Here is a 17,455-nt window from a genome sequence, read left to right as displayed (position 1 = left end):
GCCGGAAGGAGCGGGCCAAGGCGTTGCGGATGGATCTCGATGCGGCCACGGTGGGCGGCGGCCGAGACCGGTGGGTGATCCTCCGGAGACCTGAGGGTGTCCGGAGGATCCGTACCGCGGCCGTCACGAGGTGTCTACGACACCACGTCCTTGCGGGCGAAACCGCGGAAGGCCAGGGCGAACAGCACCATCGCGTACGTGACGGAGACCGCCGTGCCCTGGATCATGCCGCCCCACTCCGGATCGGGCTGCACCGCGTCGGCCCACGCGAACTGCCAGTGCGCGGGCAGGAAGTGGCGCCAGTCGCCGAGGGCGGTGACCGCGTCCAGCACGTTCCCCACGATCGTCAGGCCGACGGCGCCTCCCACCGCGCCCAGCGGGGCGTCGGTCTTCGTCGACAGCCAGAACGCGAGCCCCGCGGTGACCAGTTGCGACGCGAAGATGAACGCGATCACGACCACCAGCCGCTGCGCCGCCGTGCCCGCGGACAGGGTTCCGCCGGTGGGGATCTCCAGCGGACCCCAGCCGTACGCGACCGAGCCCACCGCCAGCGCGACGACCGGCAGCAGCACCATCGCGGCGAGGCTGAGGCCGAGCGCCACCACGAGCTTGGACCACAGGAGGCGGGCCCTCGGCACGGGTGCGGCGAGGAGGTAGCGCAGGGAGGACCAGCTCGCCTCCGAGGCGATGGTGTCGCCGCAGAACAGGGCGACGGGGATGACCAGCAGGAAGCCCGCGGAGACGAAGAGGTTCGTCGCGGCGAAGTTGGCGCCCGAGGCCGTGGCCGTGTCCATGAGCGTGACCCGGCCCTCGCGGCCGTCCGGCTGGCCGCCGATCGCGAAGGCCACGGCGAGCACGAACGGGAGGGCGGCGAGGATCGCGCCCATGACCAGCGTGCGGCGGCGCTTCAGCTGCCGCGTCAGCTCGACCCGCAGGGGCAGGGTCCGCCCGGCGCGGTAGCCGTCGGCGACCTCGGCACGCTCTACAAGGGTGCTCACGCGGAGCCTCCGATCAGGGTCAGGAACGCGTCCTCCAGGCGACGGTGCGGGCCGAGGGACGCCACCGGTACCTCCAGCCGCACCAGCTCGACGAGGAGCCGGGCCGCCGCCGCGGAGTCCTCGGCGGCCGTTCCCGGGACTCCGGCGGCCGCCTCGTCCACGGCCGCGGTCACAGATGCGGTCACAGCCGCGGTCACGGCTGCGGTCGCCGTTCCGGTCTCGGCCGCGGGCACAGATCCGGGCACTGCCGCGGGCACGGCTCCGGGCACCGGAGAGGGTGCCGTCAGCCGTATCAGCAGGCCGTCGCCCGCGCGGACCGCCGACTCCACGCCCGGCAGCGCCGCCACCTTCTCCACCAGCGGGTCCGCGATCTCGGCCGCGAGGCCCACCAGGAGCGTGTCCCCGGAGCCGATGATCTCGTGGACCGGTCCTGCCTGGACCAGCCGTCCCCGGTCCATGACGACCAGGTGCGTGCAGGACTGCTCGACCTCGGCGAGGAGGTGGCTGGAGACGATGACCGTACGGCCGACCGAGGCGTAGCGGATCATCACCTCGCGCATCTCACGGATCTGGGGCGGGTCCAGACCGTTCGTCGGTTCGTCGAGGATCAGCAGGTCCGGGAGGCCGAGCATGGCCTGGGCGATGGCGAGGCGCTGCCGCATGCCCTGCGAATACGTGCGGACCGCGCGGGCCAGCGCGTCGCCGAGGCCCGCGATCTCCAGCGCCTCCTCCAGGTGGGCGTCCTCGGGCGGACGTCCGGTGGCCTGCCAGTACAGCTCCAGGTTCTCGCGGCCCGAGAGGTGCGGGAGGAAGCCCGCGCCCTCCACGAAGGCGCCGACCCGGGAGAGGACCGGTGCGCCCGGCCGGATCGCGTGCCCGAAGACGCGGATCTCGCCGCCGTCGGGCTTGATGAGGCCCATGAGCATGCGCAGCGTGGTGGTCTTGCCCGCGCCGTTCGGGCCGAGCAGACCGAGCACCTGGCCCTTCTCCACGCGGAACGACAGGTCCCGTACGGCATAGCGGTCCGACGACTTCGCGTACCGCTTGCTCAGGTCGGTGATCTGGAGGGGGACCTCGGCGAGCGCGGGATCCGGCAAGGTCGCGGTCGTGCGGCGCCGGCCCGTCACCAGCAGGGCCAGCGCGAGCAGCGCGCCGGCGACCGGCAGCCACCACACCCAGGCGGGCAGCGCCGCGGCCGCGGTGCTCACGCCGGGCGCCACCGGCACGGCGAGGTCGCTCCGGAGGGAGACCGTGTACGTCGCCGGAGCCGTCGGGGAGGCGTAGCCGAGGTCGGTCGAGGCGAGGACCAGGCGCAGCCGGTGGCCGTCCCGCACCTCGTGGTCGATGGCGGGCAGGGTCAGCCGGACGTCCTTGCCGCTCTCGCCGGTCGCGACCCGCACCGGGGTGACCAGCTGGGACGGCAGGACCTGCTGCCGTCCGCCGGGACCGACGTCGTACATCTTGGCGAAGAGCACGGCCTCGCCGGTCGTCGACCTCACGTTGACCGTCACGGTGGGTGTGCCGGTGACGCGGAGGTCCTCGGTGAGGGCCTTGGACTCGAAGCGCGCGTACTGGCCGGGGAAGTCGAGGGACACGCCGACACCGAGCGAGGACAGCTGGGAGAGACCGCCCGCGCCGCTCAGTCCGGGAAGGGCCGAGACGCCGGGCGGGCTGGCGCCCGCGGGGTTGGCGAACTCCTGCTCGCGCCCGCTCAGCGCGAACTCGCGCTCGCCGCCGGTGAGTCCGGGGTACGTGTCGCTGTCGGCGCCCCGCAGCTGGGCGGCGCCGTCGGTGGAGTCGATGCCGCCGGTGCGGGTGACGCGGAACGCGGGGCCGGTGTCGGCGTTCTCGTCGTCCTTCAGGTAGCGGTCGAACCAGGAGTGCACCCGCGCCTGTACGCGGCCGGTCTCCATGTCGCCGCCGTCGTGGCCGCCGGAGAGCCAGTCGACGTCCACGGGGGCGCCGTTGGCCCGGACGGCCGCGGCGATCCTGTCCGCCTGGTCGAGCGGGAAGAGGGAGTCGGTCTGGCCCTGCATGATGAGCGTGGGCACCTTGATGCGGTCGCCGACGGCGGAGGGGCTGCGTTCCTCCAGCAGCTTCACGGCCTCCGCGTCCGGCTTCCCGGACTCGGCGACCCGCTCGTACATCCGGCAGAGCCGGGGTTCGAACTTCTCGCAGCCGCCGCCGGAGTTGACGAACATCCCGGCCCACAGCTTCTTGAAGACGCCGTTCGGGAACAGGGCGTCCGCGAGGTTCCAGTACGTGATCGCCGGGGCGACGGCGTCCACCCGCTGGTCGTGCCCGGCGGCGAGGAGCGAGACCGCGCCGCCGTACGAGGCGCCGGCGACGCCGACCCGGGGGTCGCCGTCCTTGTCGAGCTCGACCTCGGGGCGCTCGGCGAGCCAGTCGATCAGGCGGGAGACGTCGGCGACCTCGCCCTTCGGGTCGTTCAGGCCGATCCTGCCGGTGGACCTGCCGAAGCTGCGCGAGGACCAGGTGAGGACCGCGTAGCCGTCGCGGGCGAGGTCCTGGGCCTGCTCGCGTACGTCCTCCTTGCTGCCTCCGAAGCCGTGCGTCAGCAGGACTGCCGGGCGGCGGTCCTGGTCGCCGGCACCGGTGGCGAAGTACGACGTGTCGAGTCTCACCCCGTCGCCCGTGGGGAGAACCCGGTCGGCGCGGTGCACCGCGGGTGCCCCGTCGGAGGCCACCGCGGTCCATGTCCCGGCGCCGGCGAGCACGACGACGGCGGCCGCGGCGGCGGTCCACCGGCGTGGGCCTCGCAGCCACCTCCGCGGGGCCGCGGGCATTCGAAGATCCATGCCCTCCACGGTACGGGGCGCCTTCGGCGGGGGGTGCAGCCGAGGGGCGGAGCCCTTTGGTATCCCGTGGGAGTACGGAAGCCCTCCGCGTACCGCAGGTGCGGTACGCGGAGGGCTTGTCCGGTGGTCGAGGGGTGCGGGTGCGTCGTGGCCGGTCGCGCAGTTCCCCGCGCCCCTGAAAAGACTGCGCCGTTCCCCGCGCCCCTCAGGACGAAAGATTGCGCCGTTCCCCGCGCCCCTGAAAGGCAAAGGACTGCGCCGTTCCCCGCGACCCTCAAGACCAAAGACTGCGCCGTTCCCCGCGACCCTCAAAAGCACAGACTGCGGCGTTCCCCGCGTCCCTCGCGAGTGAGGACTGTTCTCAGTGGTTGCGGGGGAAGCCCAGGTCCACTCCTGTCGGGGTCTCCGACGGGTCCGGCCAGCGGGTGGTGATGACCTTGCCGCGGGTGTAGAAGTGCGTGCCGTCGTTGCCGTAGATGTGGTGGTCCCCGAAGAGGGAGTCCTTCCAGCCGCCGAAGGAGTGGTAGCCCACCGGGACCGGGATCGGCACGTTCACGCCGACCATGCCCGCCTCGATCTCCAGTTGGAAGCGGCGGGCCGCGCCGCCGTCCCGGGTGAAGATCGCGGTGCCGTTGCCGAAGGGGGAGTTGTTGATCAGCGCCACTCCCTCGTCGTACGTGTCGACGCGCAGCACGCACAGCACCGGGCCGAAGATCTCGTCCCGGTAGGCGTCCGAGTCGACGGGGACGTGGTCGAGCAGCGAGAGCCCGATCCAGTGGCCGTCCGCGTACTCGGGGCGGCCCTCGACCGTGTACCCGGTGCCGTCGAGGACGACCTCGGAGCCCTGGGCGGCGGCGCCCGTCACGTACGAGGCGACCTTGTCGCGGTGGGCCGCGGTGATCAGCGGGCCCATCTCGGAGGCCGGGTCGTCGCCGGGGCCGATCCTGATCTTCTCGGCGCGTTCGCGGATCCTGGCGACCAGTTCGTCACCGATCGCGCCGACGGCGACGACGGCCGAGACGGCCATGCACCGCTCGCCCGCCGAACCGTAGGCGGCGGAGACGGCCGCGTCCGCCGCCGCGTCCAGGTCGGCGTCCGGGAGGACCAGCATGTGGTTCTTGGCGCCGCCGAGGGCCTGCACGCGCTTGCCGTTGGCGGAGGCGGTGGTGTGGATGTACCGGGCGATCGGGGTCGAGCCGACGAAGGAGACGGCCTTGACGTCCGGGTGCTCCAGCAGGCGGTCGACGGCCACCTTGTCGCCGTGGACCACGTTGAGGACGCCGTCCGGAAGGCCCGCCTCGGCGAACAGCTCCGCCAGCCGGACGGCCGCCGACGGGTCCTTCTCGCTGGGCTTCAGCACGAAGGTGTTGCCGCAGGCGATGGCCAGCGGGAACATCCACATCGGCACCATGGCGGGGAAGTTGAACGGCGTGATGCCGGCGACGACCCCGAGCGGCTGGCGGATCGAGGCCACGTCGACACGTGAGGCCACCTCGGTCGACAGCTCCCCCTTCAGCTGCACGGTGATCCCGCACGCCAGGTCGACGATCTCCAGGCCGCGCGCGACCTCGCCGAGCGCGTCCGAGTGCACCTTGCCGTGCTCGGCGGTGATCAGCGCGGCGATCTCGTCGCGGTGGGCGTCGAGCAGCGCGCGGAACGCGAAGAGGATCGCGGACCGCCTGGCGAGCGAGGAGGTGCCCCAGCTCGCGTACGCGTCCTTCGCGGCGGCGACCGCCGCGTCGACCTCCTCGGCGCTCGCGAACGCGACCTTCGTGGTGACGGCGCCGGTCGCGGGGTCGGTGACCGGCCCGTACGCACCCGACGTGCCGTCGACGGCCTTGCCGCCGATCCAGTGGTTGACGATCTTCGTCATGCCGGAGAACTCCTTCACAGATGGCGGCGCCGGGTGGAGGCCAGCCGTTCGTACGGCTCGCGGGCCTTGACCGCCGACGGTCGGGTCGAGGTCTCGGCCACAGGAACATCCCACCAGGCTTGCGCCGGGGGCGCGCCCGACACTGTGTCTGCCGTTTCGGTCTCGGCGTAGACACAAGTGGGAGTGTCGGCGGCCCGCACCTCGGCGAGGGCCGTCCGCCGATCCGTCGTGCGCGCCCGGCGGGGTGCGCGTCCGGTGTCGGGAACCTCCGGCGCGGAGCCGTAGCGGGCGGGGAGTCGTCGCTCGCACTTCGCTCCTGCCAGGGCGAAGCGGCGTTCCGCGCCGGAGGCGATCTGTGCCCGGGCGTCGCGGGGGCGTGCGCGAAGTCGGTGACCTCGTCGAACACGCGCTCCCCGCCCAGGAGTTCAAGCACTTTGCCCTCTTTATTCCCCTCTGGGTGCACCGTACAACCGCCGTCGTGTGGAAGCACGGTCCACGCGCTCACCAGGTCTAGCCGTGCTCACAGAGCCCTGTCAATTGGTTGTCCGGACATTCGGACCAGCCCTTGACACCTCTCCCGGCCACCCCGAAGCTGACGCCCATGACGTCGTTGCCACCCCAGTCATCGCCTCAGTCATCGCCTCCGCCCTCACTGTCGCGCATCCGGATCGGTTCGGCGCCCGACTCCTGGGGCGTGTGGTTCCCCGACGATCCCCAGCAGGTCCCCTGGCAGCGCTTCCTCGACGAGGTCGCCGAGTCCGGGTACGAGTGGATCGAGCTGGGCCCGTACGGCTACCTGCCGAGCGAGCCGGCCGTCCTCGCCGACGAGACCGCCCGCCGGAACCTGCGCGTCTCGGCCGGCACGGTCTTCACCGGTCTGCACCACGGCCCGGGCGTGTGGGACGCCACCTGGGCCCATGTCTCCGACATCGCGGCGCTCACGCAGGCCATGGGCGCCGAGCACCTCGTCGTCATCCCGTCGTTCTGGCGCGACGACAAGACGGGCGAGGTGCTGGAGCCGGACACGCTCACCGCCGAGCAGTGGCGCCACCTCACCACGCAGACCGAACGGCTCGGGCACGAGGTGCGGGAGCGGTACGGGCTGAAAATCGTCGTCCACCCGCACGCGGACACCCACATCGACAGCGAGGAGAACGTGACGCGGTTCCTCGACGGCACGGACTCGTCGCTCGTGTCGCTGTGCCTGGACACGGGGCACTACGCCTACTGCGGCGGGGACAGCGTCAAGCTCATCGAGACGTACGGGGAGCGGATCGGTTACCTGCACCTCAAGCAGGTGGACCCGGAGATCCTCGCCGGGGTGCGGGCCGACGGGGTGCCCTTCGGGCCCGCGGTGGGGCGGGGGGTGATGTGCGAGCCGCCCTCGGGGGTGCCGGCGCTGGAGCCGGTGCTGGCCGCCGCGCAGAAGCTGGACGTCGAGTTGTTCGCGATCGTCGAGCAGGACATGTATCCGTGCCCGCCGGACAAGCCGTTCCCGATCGCTCAGCGGACCCGGGCCTTCCTCCGCTCCTGCGGGGCGTAGGCGTTCCACCGGGTCGCCCTCGGGGGTGCGGGGTCGTCGATGAGCTGACGGCCGGTCGGGGGTCGGCCGCGCAGTTCCCCGCGCCCCGCACGGGCGTCCCGGCCGAGGGGGTGCCTTGGCGGACCCATGCGTCACTTGTGTCACAAGTGACCTCGTTCTGTCACAGGTGTCTCGCGTACGCGGGTTTTGGGTCACACCCGGGAGACAGGGGCTACCCGGTCGTCGCCGTGCGTCGTTCACCGAGCACAGTTCTGTGATCACCAGCGCAGCGCCCGGCTCCCCCGACGGCCGCCCCCGGCCGCGTCGCGGCATGCGCGGGGAGGTGCCACCGATGACCGACCGACGGCTCTGGTCGTACAAGGAGATCGCGGCGCACATCAAGGTGCAGCCGGACACCGTGCGGTCCTACCGCAAGCACGGGCTGCTGCCTCCGCCCGACCACGTGGAGAGCGGCAGGCCCTACTGGTACGCCGACACCGTGCGCGCCTGGGTCGCGTCCCGGCCCGGTAACAGAGGGCGCGGGGGCGGCTGACCGTCCCCGCCTTCCGTGCCGGACCCGACGGTGGGTCACGCCCCTGTGCGGGGCCCGCCGCCGGGTCCGGGTCCCGGCGCCCTCATGCCCAGGGTTCGACGACCGTGACGCCCGCTCCCGGTGCCGTGCCCATCGCCGCCAGCGCGGCGGGGGCCGCCGCCAGGGGGATCGTGGACGTCACCAGGAGGTCGGGGCGCAGCAGCCCGGCCCGGACGGACTCCAACATCGGCGGGTAGGCGTGCGCGGGCATCCCGTGGCTGCCGAGGAGTTCGAGTTCGAAGGCGATCACCCGGGACATCGGTACCGCCGGGTCCTCGGGCAGCAGGCCGACCTGGACGTGCCGCCCGCGTCTGCGCAGGCCGTTGACGGAGGCCGCGCAGGTGACCGGCGAGCCGAGGGCGTCGAGCGAGAGATGGGCGCCGCCGCCGGTCAGTTCGCGGACCGTCGCCGCCGTGTCGCCGGCCCGGGCGGCGTCCACGCAGTGCGCGGCGCCGAACCGCCGCGCCAGGTCGAGGGCCCGCGGCGACAGGTCGACCGCGACGACCCGCGCCCCGGCGGCCGCGGCGATCATCACCGCGGACAGCCCGACGCCTCCGCAGCCGTGCACGGCCACCCACTCCCCCGGTGCGGCCCGCCCTTGCGCGGTCACCGCACGGAACGCGGTGGCGAACCGGCAGCCCAGTGAGGCGGCGGTCGCGAAGGACAGGTCGTCCGGTACGGCGACGAGGTTCACGTCGGCGTGGTCCAGGGCGACGTACTCGGCGAAGGACCCCCAGTGCGTGAATCCGGGCTGGGTCTGCCGTTCGCACACCTGCTGGTCGCCCGCCGCGCACGCGGCACAGCTTCCGCAGGCGCAGACGAAGGGCACCGTGACGCGGTCGCCCGGGCGGTGGCGGGTCACCAGGGCGCCCACCGCCTCGACGGTTCCGGCGAGTTCGTGCCCCGGCACGTGCGGCAGCGCGATGTCCGGGTCGTGGCCCTGCCAGCCGTGCCAGTCGCTGCGGCACAGTCCGGTGGCCTCGACCCGCACCACCACTCCGTGCGGCGCGGGCACCGGGTCCGGTACGTCCCGCACCTCGGCCGGCTCCCCGTACCGTTCGAACACCACGGCCCGCATGCCCTTCACCCCTTCGTCGTCGCCACCCCTTGGAACGTACCCCCTAGGGGTATAGTCTGGATAGTGTGAGGGCCCGTGGGTCACTCGTGTCCCATGCCCCGCACGCCCCGAACGTCTCGACGAGGAGCAACGACATGACCGCCCAGACCGACACCTCCGGCTCCGTCACCACCGTCTACCAGGTGAGCGGGATGAGCTGCGGACACTGCGAAGGCGCGGTCTCCGGTGAGATCTCCGAGATCGCCGGCGTGACCTCGGTGAAGGCCGTCGCCTCCACCGGCGAGGTGACCGTGGTCTCCGCCGCCCCGCTCGACGAGGAGGCCGTGCGCGCCGCCGTCGACGAGGCGGGCTTCGAGCTCACCGGCACGGCCTGACACCGCACGGAGCACGGACATGACCAGCGGCACCACGGCGACCACCGGGACCGAGGGGGCCGAGTCGGCCGGCGCGACCGGCCCGGCCTCCCGCATCGAGCTGACCATCGGCGGGATGACCTGCGCCTCCTGCGCGGCCCGCGTCGAGAAGAAGCTCAACCGTATGGACGGCGTCACCGCCACGGTGAACTACGCGACGGAGAAGGCGCGGGTCACGTACGCGGGCGGGGTGCGGGTCGACGACCTGATCGCCACCGTGGTGAAGACGGGCTACACGGCCGAGGAACCCCCGCCGCCACAGCCCTCCGGGGCCCCCGCCGCCGGGGGTGCGGCGGCGGAGCGCGACCCCGAACTGGCCGCGCTGCGCGAACGGCTCGTCGTCTCCGCGCTGCTCGCCGCCCCCGTGGTGCTCCTTTCGATGATCCCGGCGCTCCAGTTCGGCAACTGGCAGTGGCTCGCGCTGACGCTCGCCGCGCCGGTCGTCGTCTGGGGCGGGCTGCCCTTCCACCGGGCGGCGTTCACCAACGCCCGGCACGGTGCCGCCACCATGGACACGCTCGTCTCCACGGGCACGCTGGCCGCGTTCGGCTGGTCCCTGTGGGCGCTGTTCGGCGGCGACGCGGGCATGGAGGGCATGCGGGACGAGGGCTTCTCCTTCACCGTCTCCCGCGCGCAGGGCACCTCGGCGATCTACCTGGAGGTCGCCGCCGGAGTGGTGGCCCTCATCCTTCTGGGCCGTTATCTGGAGGCCCGCTCCAAGCGGCAGGCGGGCGCCGCCCTGCGCTCCCTGATGGAACTGGGCGCGAAGGACGTCGCCGTCGTACGGGGCGGCCGTGAGGTCCTCGTCCCGGTGGCCGCGCTGGCCGTCGGCGACCGCTTCGTCGTACGGCCCGGCGAGAAGGTCGCCACCGACGGCACCGTCGTCGAGGGGACCTCGGCGGTCGACGCGTCGATGCTGACGGGCGAGTCGGTGCCGGTGGACGTGAGCGCGGGTTCCGCGGTCACCGGGGCGACCGTGAACGCCGGCGGGCGGTTGCTCGTCGAGGCGACCCGGGTCGGCGCCGACACCCAGCTCGCCCGGATGGCGCGGCTCGTGGAGGACGCCCAGAACGGCAAGGCCGAGGTGCAGCGCCTCGCCGACCGGGTCTCCGGGATCTTCGTGCCCGTCGTGCTGCTGATCGCGGCCGGCACCTTCGGAGGCTGGCTCGGCGTCACCGGCGACACGGCCGCCGCGTTCACCGCGGCCGTCGCCGTGCTGATCATCGCCTGCCCGTGCGCCCTGGGGCTCGCCACCCCGACCGCCCTGATGGTCGGGACGGGCCGCGGCGCGCAGCTCGGCATCCTCATCAAGGGCCCCGAGGTCCTGGAGTCCACCCGCCGCGTCGACACGGTCGTCCTGGACAAGACCGGCACGCTGACCACCGGCCGCATGGCCCTCCAGGAGGTGTACGCGGCCGACGGCACCGACAAGGAGCGCGTACTGCGGCTCGCGGGCGCCCTGGAGCACGCCTCGGAGCATCCGATCGCCCGGGCCGTCGCGGCGGGCGCGCGGGAGCGGATCGGGGCCCTGCCGGCCGTGGAGGGCTTCGAGAACGTGCCGGGGCTCGGTGTCCGCGGCACGGTCGAGGGCCGCGCGGTGGTCGTGGGCCGGGCCCGCCTCCTGGCGGACGCCGGGATCACGCTGCCCGACACGCTGGCCGCGCGGACGGCACGGGCCGAGACGGCGGGGCGTACCGCCGTGGCCGTCGCCTGGGACGGCACGGCACACGGTGTCGTGACCGTCGCCGACGCGGTGAAGGAGACCAGCGCGGAGGCGGTGCGGGCCCTGCGCGCCCTGGGGCTCACCCCGATGCTGCTGACCGGCGACAACCGGACCGTCGCCGAATCCGTGGCCCGCTCCGTGGGCATCGACCCGGCCGACGTCGTCGCCGGGGTGCTGCCCGAGGAGAAGGTCGGCGTGATCGAGCGGCTGCGGGCGGAGGGGCGGGCCGTGGCCATGGTGGGCGACGGCGTCAACGACGCGGCGGCGCTCGCCACCGCCGATCTCGGTCTGGCGATGGGCACCGGGACGGACGCGGCGATCGAGGCGAGCGACCTGACGCTCGTCCGGGGAGACCTGCGGACCGCCGCGGACGCGATCCGGCTGTCGCGGAAGACCCTCTCCACGATCAGGGGAAACCTCGTGTGGGCCTTCGGTTACAACGTGGCGGCGCTGCCGCTGGCCGCGGCGGGCCTGCTGAACCCGATGATCGCGGGCGCCGCCATGGCGTTCTCCTCGGTGTTCGTGGTGACGAACAGCCTTCGTCTCAGGGCATTTTCATGACGCAGAGGTAGGAGTCCCCTAGAGTCCGGCACACCTCTTCACATAAGCTCTTCACAAGGCTCGCGCATCATCCTTACGCTAGGGCTCCGATAGTCATATCGGGGCTCTTGCGCATCTTCAGGACATACGTAAGAGACGCAGGTCACAGTGAAGTCAACGTAACCATTGAAGGGGTTCGTGAGTCTAGATTGTCGATGTCAGAGACGTCTTGGGGGGCGAATCTGACATCTGGGGACGTCTTGGGGGACGTTCTCGGAATTGCGTTGCCGGGGCCGGTACGACGGGGAGCTTTGAGCGGCCCTCCCGTCCGTACGGGTCCCGGCAGACCGCACCGCAGCGATTCAGGCGCTGCCTTCGGACGCCCGGCCGGATCCCGTGGGGGGAATCCGCACCGGGACATGGGAAGGCGCCCCGACTCCGGCCCGTGGGGGGACCGGCAGCGGGGCGCCTTCTTCATTGCCTCGTACGTCGTCGCCTTGTACGTCGCCGCCTCGTACTTCTTCGGGTGAGGCCGGCCGCCCGCGCCCCGTCAGGGACGCGGGGAACCGCGCGACCGGCCCCTGCCCGCCCGCGGACGGAAACCCGCGGGCAAGCGGAGCGCTAACGCTGTTCGACGGGAGTGAAGTCCCGCTCGACCACACCCGTGTAGATCTGCCGGGGACGGCCGATGCGCGATCCCGGCTCCTTGATCATCTCGTGCCACTGGGCGATCCAGCCCGGCAGCCGGCCGAGGGCGAACAGGACCGTGAACATCTCGGTCGGGAAGCCCATGGCCCGGTAGATCAGGCCGGTGTAGAAGTCGACGTTCGGGTAGAGGTTGCGCGAGACGAAGTAGTCGTCGGAGAGCGCGTGCTCCTCCAGCTTGAGCGCGATGTCCAGGAGCTCGTCGGACTTGCCGAGCGCCGAGAGGACGTCGTGCGCGGCAGCCTTGATGATCTTGGCGCGCGGGTCGAAGGACTTGTACACCCGGTGGCCGAAGCCCATCAGGCGGACGCCGTCCTCCTTGTTCTTCACCTTGCGGATGAAGGAGTCGACGTCGCCGCCGTTGGCCTGGATGCCTTCCAGCATCTCCAGGACCGACTGGTTGGCACCGCCGTGCAGGGGGCCCCAGAGGGCGCTGATGCCGGCGGAGATCGAGGCGAACATGTTCGCCTGCGACGAGCCCACCAGACGCACGGTGGAGGTCGAACAGTTCTGCTCGTGGTCCGCGTGCAGGATGAGCAGCTTGTCGAGCGCGGAGACGACGACCGGGTCGAGCTCGTACTCCTGCGCCGGGACCGAGAAGGTCATGCGCAGGAAGTTCTCGACGTAGCCCAGGTCGTTGCGCGGGTAGACGAACGGGTGACCGATCGACTTCTTGTACGCGTACGCCGCGATCGTCGGAAGCTTGGCGAGAAGCCGGATCGTCGAGAGGTGGCGCTGCTTCTCGTCGAACGGGTTGTGGCTGTCCTGGTAGAACGTCGACAGCGCGGAGACGACCGAGGACAGCATGGCCATCGGGTGGGCGTCACGGGGGAAGCCCTGGAAGAACCGCTTGACGTCCTCGTGCAGCAGGGTGTGCTGCGTGATCTCGTTCTGGAAGGTGGAGAGCTCGTCGACCGTGGGCAGCTCGCCGTTGATCAGCAGGGAGGCCACCTCGAGGAAGGTGGAGCTCTCGGCAAGCTGCTCGATCGGGTAGCCGCGGTAGCGGAGGATGCCCTGCTCACCGTCGAGATAGGTGATGGCGGATTTATAGGCGGCGGTGTTCCCGTAACCGCTGTCCAGCGTGACCAGACCGGTATGGGCGCGGAGCTTCCCGATGTCGAAGCCCTTGTCGCCGACGGTGCTGTCGATCACCGGGTAGGTGTACTCGCCGTCGCCGTACCGCAGTACTACAGAGTTGTCGCTCACGTCATCCCTCACCGACGTTGTGCCTCTTCTTCGAGGTGCCCTGACTGTCTCTACCATCCCCCATTTGGCGCAGGAGAGTGCACTCGGGGTCGACCATTGGGCCTATTGGCGGCACTCAGTGCCGCCAACTTGTTCATCCTGCCCGTTTCGTTGGCCTTCCGAAAGTGCCGTGTGACGTTTCCGACTCGTTTGATCGATCATTTTTTCCGAGGGGTCAGGGGCCGCGGGCGACGGGGTGGCTACCCGCCGGGTCACGGGTGCGGGTCCGTCATGGCTGAGCGCGCAGTTCCCCGCGCCCCTGAGGGGGTGGGGGCAAGCGTGGCTCTTCGGCTGCGGGCCGGCGGGGGCTGAGCGCGCAGTTCCTCGCGCCCCTGAGGGGCGTGTTTTAGGGGCGCGGGGAACTGCGCGATCGACCACGACGGACCCGCACGGGACCACGCACCCCGGGCACCCCGTAAGGGGCGCGGGGAACTGCGCGGCCCGCCCCCGCCGGGGCGCAGGGGGTCGACCACCTCGGGCCCCCGGGGGGCGCGGTCACGGCAGGGGCCGCGTACCCGACAGGCGGTACGCCAGAGCCGTGCCCCGGCGCCCGGCCGACACCGTGCGGACCGCCTGCCCCAGGGCCTTCCGCGACCCCACCAGCACCACCAGCTTCTTCGCCCGTGTCACCGCCGTGTAGAGGAGGTTGCGCTGCAGCATCATCCACGCCCCGGTGGTGACCGGAATGACCACCGCCGGATACTCGCTCCCCTGGGAGCGGTGGATGGTCACCGCGTACGCGTGCGCCAGCTCGTCGAGTTCGTCGAACTCGTACGGGACCTCCTCGTCCTCGTCGGTGAGCACCATGAGCCGCTGGTCGTCGAGGTTGAGGGAGGTGACGACACCCACCGTGCCGTTGAAGACGCCGTTCTCCCCCTTCTCGTAGTTGTTGCGGATCTGGGTGACCTTGTCGCCGACCCGGAAGACCCGCCCGCCGAACCGCTTCTCGGGCAGATCGGGGCGGGCCGGCGTGACGGCCTGCTGGAGCAGACCGTTGAGCGCCGCGGCCCCCGCCGGCCCCCGGTGCATCGGCGCCAGGACCTGCACGTCCCGGCGCGGGTCCAGCCCGAACTTCGCCGGGATGCGCCGCGCCGCCACATCCACCGTGAGCCGCCCCGCCTCCTCCGTGTCGTCCTCCACGAAGAGGAAGAAGTCCTTGAGCCCGTCGGTGACCGGCTGCTGCCCCGCGTTGATCCGGTGGGCGTTCGTCACCACACCGGACTGCTGGGCCTGCCGGAAGACCCGGGTCAGACGGACCGCCGGGACCGGACCGCCCTCGGCCAGCAGGTCGCGCAGCACCTCGCCCGCGCCGACGCTGGGCAACTGGTCGACGTCCCCCACGAAGAGCAGGTGCGCACCCGGCGGCACCGCCTTCACCAGCTTGTTGGCGAGCAGCAGATCCAGCATGGACGCCTCGTCCACGACCACCAGGTCGGCGTCGAGCGGCCGGTCCCTGTCGTACGCGGCGTCTCCCCCGGGCCGCAGTTCCAGCAGCCGGTGCACGGTCGAGGCCGCCGCCCCCGTCAGCTCGGACAGCCGCTTGGCGGCCCGGCCGGTGGGCGCCGCCAGCACCACCTTCGCCTTCCTGGCGCGGGCCAGCTCCACGATCGAGCGGACCGTGAAGGACTTGCCGCAACCGGGTCCGCCGGTCAGTACCGCGACCTTCCGGGTGAGGGCGAGGCGGACGGCCTGCTCCTGCTCGGGGGCCAGCTCCGTCCCCGTACGCCCCTTGAGCCAGGCCAGGGCCTTGTCCCAGGTCACGTCCCGGAAGCCGGGCATCCGGTCCTCGTCCGTGCGCAGGAGGCGCAGCAGCTGGGCGGACAGGGACAGTTCGGCCCGGTGGAAGGGGACGAGGTAGACCGCCGTCACCGGCTCCCCGCCGTCCGGGCCGGGCACCCGCTCCCGTACGACACCCGGGTCCTCGCCCTCCTCGGGGGGTGCCGCGAGTTCCGCAAGGCACTCGATGACCAGGCCGGTGTCCACCTGGAGCAGCTTCACCGCGTCCGCGATCAGCCGCTCCTCGGGGAGGAAGCAGTGGCCCTGGTCGCTGGACTGCGACAGGGCGTACTGCAGCCCGGCCTTCACCCGCTCGGGGCTGTCGTGCGGGATGCCCACCGACTGGGCGATCTTGTCGGCGGTGAGGAAGCCGATGCCCCAGACGTCGGACGCGAGGCGGTAGGGCTGGTTCTTGACGACCGAGATCGACGCGTCGCCGTACTTCTTGTAGATACGGACGGCGATGGAGGTGGACACCTCGACGGTCTGGAGGAAGAGCATGACCTCCTTGATCGCCTTCTGCTCCTCCCATGCCTCGGCGATCTTCTTGGTGCGCTTGGGACCGAGCCCCGGCACCTCGATGAGCCGCTTCGGCTCCTCCTCGATGATCTGCAGGGTGTCCAGCCCGAAGTGCGTCGTGATGCGGTCGGCGAAGACCGGCCCGATGCCCTTGACCAGGCCGGACCCGAGATAGCGCCGGATGCCCTGGACGGTGGCGGGCAGCACGGTCGTGTAGTTCTCGACGGTGAACTGCTTCCCGTACTGCTGGTGGGAGCCCCAACGGCCCTCCATCCGCAGGGACTCGCCCACCTGGGCGCCGAGCAGCGCGCCGACGACGGTGAGCAGGTCACCGCCGCCACGGCCGGTGTCGACCCGCGCGACGGTGTAGCCGTTCTCCTCGTTGGCGTACGTGATTCTCTCCAGCACGCCTTCGAGAACGGCCAGGTTCCGCTCCCCGCTCCCCGCCCGGTCCCCCGCTCGCATCCCCGCCTGATTGGACATGATCCGACGCTACCGCCCAGGTCTGACACCGCGGGGCGGCGATGGCCTTTTGACGTACCGGACCGTTCAGCCCGTCTTGCGCGCCACGCCTCCGTAGAAACCGATCACGTCGGACCCGGCCGGCGGCTCGGCGTCCGGGCGCCAGTACGGGACCTGGACCAGGCCGGGATCGATCAGTTCGAAGCCGTCGAAGAGCCGCTCGACCTCGGCGCGGGACCGCAGGTTCATGGTGGCGGTCGCGTTGCGGTAGACGGCCTGGGCCTCACTGCGGTCGGCGAAGTCACCGGTGGCGTGCGAGAGCACCAGGAAGCTTCCGGCCGGCAGCGCGTCGCGCAGGGTGGCGACGACCTGCGCGGGTTCCTCCGCGTCGGTGAGGAAGTGGAAGATGGCCACCAGGAGTACGGCGACCGGTTCGCCGAAGTCGATGACCTTGCGGACGTCGGGGTGGTCCACGATGGACCGCGGGTCGCGCAGGTCGGCGAGCACGATGCTGGTCTCGCCGGTGCGGCTGAGCAGCGCGTCGGCGTGCGCCTTCACGATCGGATCGTTGTCGACGTACGCGACCCGCACATCCGGTGCCACCGACTGGGCGATCTCGTGCACGTTCGGCGACGTGGGCAGGCCGGTGCCGATGTCGAGGATCTGCCGGACTCCGCCGCCGACGATGTGCTGGACGGCGCGTCGCAGGAAGTCGCGGTTGGCCCGTACGCCGATGAACACCTCGGGTGCGACGGACGCGAGCCGGTCGCCGGCCTGCTGGTCGACCTCGTAGTGGTCCTTGCCGCCCAGCAGGTAGTCGTAGATCCGCGCGGGGTGCGGCCTGCTGGTGTCGATCTCCTCGGCACGGAAGCCGTCCTGACTCACGCTGCGCGCTCCTCTCGACCGCCGCCCCGGCCCCTCGCCGACGGGTGACTGCCCCCAGCTTTCCACACCGCCCTCGCCGTCAACCTCCGTACCAGCGGCCGCAGTTGCCGTCCGGCGACCCCCGCCGCGTCCGAGGTGCCCTGCGTCGTCCGGACCGAGCCGGTTCCCGCAAGCCCCGTGCCTCGTCGTACCACTCCCCCGGACCGGATCATCACGATCCGGTCTCGGGTCTTGCCCAAGTCCCGTGTAATCGATTCCAATCGCTTTTCATAGGCGCATGTAATCGATTCCACAAGGAGGTGGAG

At 71.6% G+C, this 17,455-nt stretch carries 11 protein-coding genes and 1 pseudogene; 4 read left to right on the top strand and 8 right to left on the bottom strand.

The window, feature by feature from the left end; translation table 11 throughout:
• Positions 1-134: 134 nt before the first annotated feature.
• From ACFYXC_RS01390 to ACFYXC_RS01375, 4 genes and pseudogenes are all read right to left on the bottom strand, one after another.
• Positions 135-998, bottom strand: a complete 864-nt coding sequence (locus ACFYXC_RS01390) for an ABC transporter permease (protein WP_389545500.1) — start codon at positions 996-998, stop codon at positions 135-137.
• Positions 995-3,817: an alpha/beta fold hydrolase gene (locus tag ACFYXC_RS01385; protein ID WP_389545497.1), complete on the bottom strand. Its 2,823-nt coding sequence runs from the start codon at positions 3,815-3,817 to the stop codon at positions 995-997. The genes ACFYXC_RS01390 and ACFYXC_RS01385 overlap by 4 nt, the downstream gene beginning before the upstream one ends.
• A 361-nt stretch (positions 3,818-4,178) precedes the next feature.
• The gene (gene mmsA / locus ACFYXC_RS01380) at positions 4,179-5,690 is read right to left on the bottom strand and encodes a CoA-acylating methylmalonate-semialdehyde dehydrogenase (protein WP_389545494.1); all 1,512 of its coding nucleotides are present in this window, start codon (positions 5,688-5,690) and stop codon (positions 4,179-4,181) included.
• Between the two features lie 14 nt (positions 5,691-5,704).
• Positions 5,705-5,929: pseudogene (locus ACFYXC_RS01375) on the bottom strand (3D-(3,5/4)-trihydroxycyclohexane-1,2-dione acylhydrolase (decyclizing)); the annotation flags it as partial.
• 362 nt (positions 5,930-6,291) lie between these two features.
• Between ACFYXC_RS01375 and ACFYXC_RS01370 the strand changes: the two are divergent.
• Both ACFYXC_RS01370 and ACFYXC_RS01365 read left to right on the top strand, forming a co-directional pair.
• Positions 6,292-7,233, top strand: a complete 942-nt coding sequence (locus ACFYXC_RS01370) for a sugar phosphate isomerase/epimerase family protein (RefSeq protein WP_389545490.1) — start codon at positions 6,292-6,294, stop codon at positions 7,231-7,233.
• 331 nt (positions 7,234-7,564) lie between these two features.
• Positions 7,565-7,765: a helix-turn-helix transcriptional regulator gene (locus ACFYXC_RS01365; RefSeq protein WP_388909084.1), complete on the top strand. Its 201-nt coding sequence runs from the start codon at positions 7,565-7,567 to the stop codon at positions 7,763-7,765.
• A gap of 82 nt (positions 7,766-7,847) precedes the next feature.
• On the opposite strand, the gene ACFYXC_RS01360 is transcribed toward ACFYXC_RS01365, so the two are convergent.
• Entirely contained in the window at positions 7,848-8,882 is a 1,035-nt protein-coding gene (locus ACFYXC_RS01360; protein WP_389545487.1) for a zinc-dependent alcohol dehydrogenase family protein, read from the bottom strand.
• Positions 8,883-9,016: 134 nt separating this feature from the next.
• Here ACFYXC_RS01360 and ACFYXC_RS01355 point away from each other — a divergent pair, with 134 nt between their 5' ends.
• Both ACFYXC_RS01355 and ACFYXC_RS01350 read left to right on the top strand, forming a co-directional pair.
• Positions 9,017-9,256, top strand: a complete 240-nt coding sequence (locus tag ACFYXC_RS01355) for a heavy-metal-associated domain-containing protein (RefSeq protein WP_389545484.1) — start codon at positions 9,017-9,019, stop codon at positions 9,254-9,256.
• Between the two features lie 19 nt (positions 9,257-9,275).
• Entirely contained in the window at positions 9,276-11,579 is a 2,304-nt protein-coding gene (locus tag ACFYXC_RS01350) for a heavy metal translocating P-type ATPase (RefSeq protein ID WP_389545481.1), read from the top strand.
• A 600-nt stretch (positions 11,580-12,179) separates the two neighbouring features.
• On the opposite strand, the gene ACFYXC_RS01345 is transcribed toward ACFYXC_RS01350, so the two are convergent.
• The 3 genes from ACFYXC_RS01345 to ACFYXC_RS01335 all read right to left on the bottom strand — a co-directional run bounded on the left by ACFYXC_RS01345 (position 12,180) and on the right by ACFYXC_RS01335 (position 17,150).
• On the bottom strand, positions 12,180-13,469 hold the full coding sequence (locus tag ACFYXC_RS01345; RefSeq protein WP_388909092.1) for a citrate synthase: 1,290 nt from the start codon (positions 13,467-13,469) through the stop codon (positions 12,180-12,182).
• Between the two features lie 534 nt (positions 13,470-14,003).
• Positions 14,004-16,286, bottom strand: a complete 2,283-nt coding sequence (locus tag ACFYXC_RS01340) for an ATP-dependent RecD-like DNA helicase (protein ID WP_389545478.1) — start codon at positions 16,284-16,286, stop codon at positions 14,004-14,006.
• Positions 16,287-16,352: 66 nt separating this feature from the next.
• Positions 16,353-17,150: an SAM-dependent methyltransferase gene (locus ACFYXC_RS01335; protein ID WP_389545474.1), complete on the bottom strand. Its 798-nt coding sequence runs from the start codon at positions 17,148-17,150 to the stop codon at positions 16,353-16,355.
• Between the last annotated feature and the right edge of the window lie 305 nt (positions 17,151-17,455).

Source organism: Streptomyces sp. NPDC002701 (assembly GCF_042889045.1).
Lineage (GTDB): Bacteria > Actinomycetota > Actinomycetes > Streptomycetales > Streptomycetaceae > Streptomyces.
The sequence above is the reverse complement of the archived record's forward strand: the minus strand, read 5'-3'. Positions and strand labels throughout refer to the sequence as shown.

What these genes read in the sequence shown, in the direction of transcription:
- ACFYXC_RS01385 (WP_389545497.1), bottom strand. Translation starts at nt 3,817, where the DNA reads ATGGATCTTCGAATGCCCGCGGCCCCGCGGAGGTGGCTGCGAGGCCCA.
- mmsA (WP_389545494.1), bottom strand. Translation starts at nt 5,690, where the DNA reads ATGACGAAGATCGTCAACCACTGGATCGGCGGCAAGGCCGTCGACGGC.
- ACFYXC_RS01370 (WP_389545490.1), top strand. Translation starts at nt 6,292, where the DNA reads ATGACGTCGTTGCCACCCCAGTCATCGCCTCAGTCATCGCCTCCGCCC.
- ACFYXC_RS01365 (WP_388909084.1), top strand. Translation starts at nt 7,565, where the DNA reads ATGACCGACCGACGGCTCTGGTCGTACAAGGAGATCGCGGCGCACATC.
- ACFYXC_RS01360 (WP_389545487.1), bottom strand. Translation starts at nt 8,882, where the DNA reads ATGCGGGCCGTGGTGTTCGAACGGTACGGGGAGCCGGCCGAGGTGCGG.
- ACFYXC_RS01355 (WP_389545484.1), top strand. Translation starts at nt 9,017, where the DNA reads ATGACCGCCCAGACCGACACCTCCGGCTCCGTCACCACCGTCTACCAG.
- ACFYXC_RS01350 (WP_389545481.1), top strand. Translation starts at nt 9,276, where the DNA reads ATGACCAGCGGCACCACGGCGACCACCGGGACCGAGGGGGCCGAGTCG.
- ACFYXC_RS01340 (WP_389545478.1), bottom strand. Translation starts at nt 16,286, where the DNA reads ATGTCCAATCAGGCGGGGATGCGAGCGGGGGACCGGGCGGGGAGCGGG.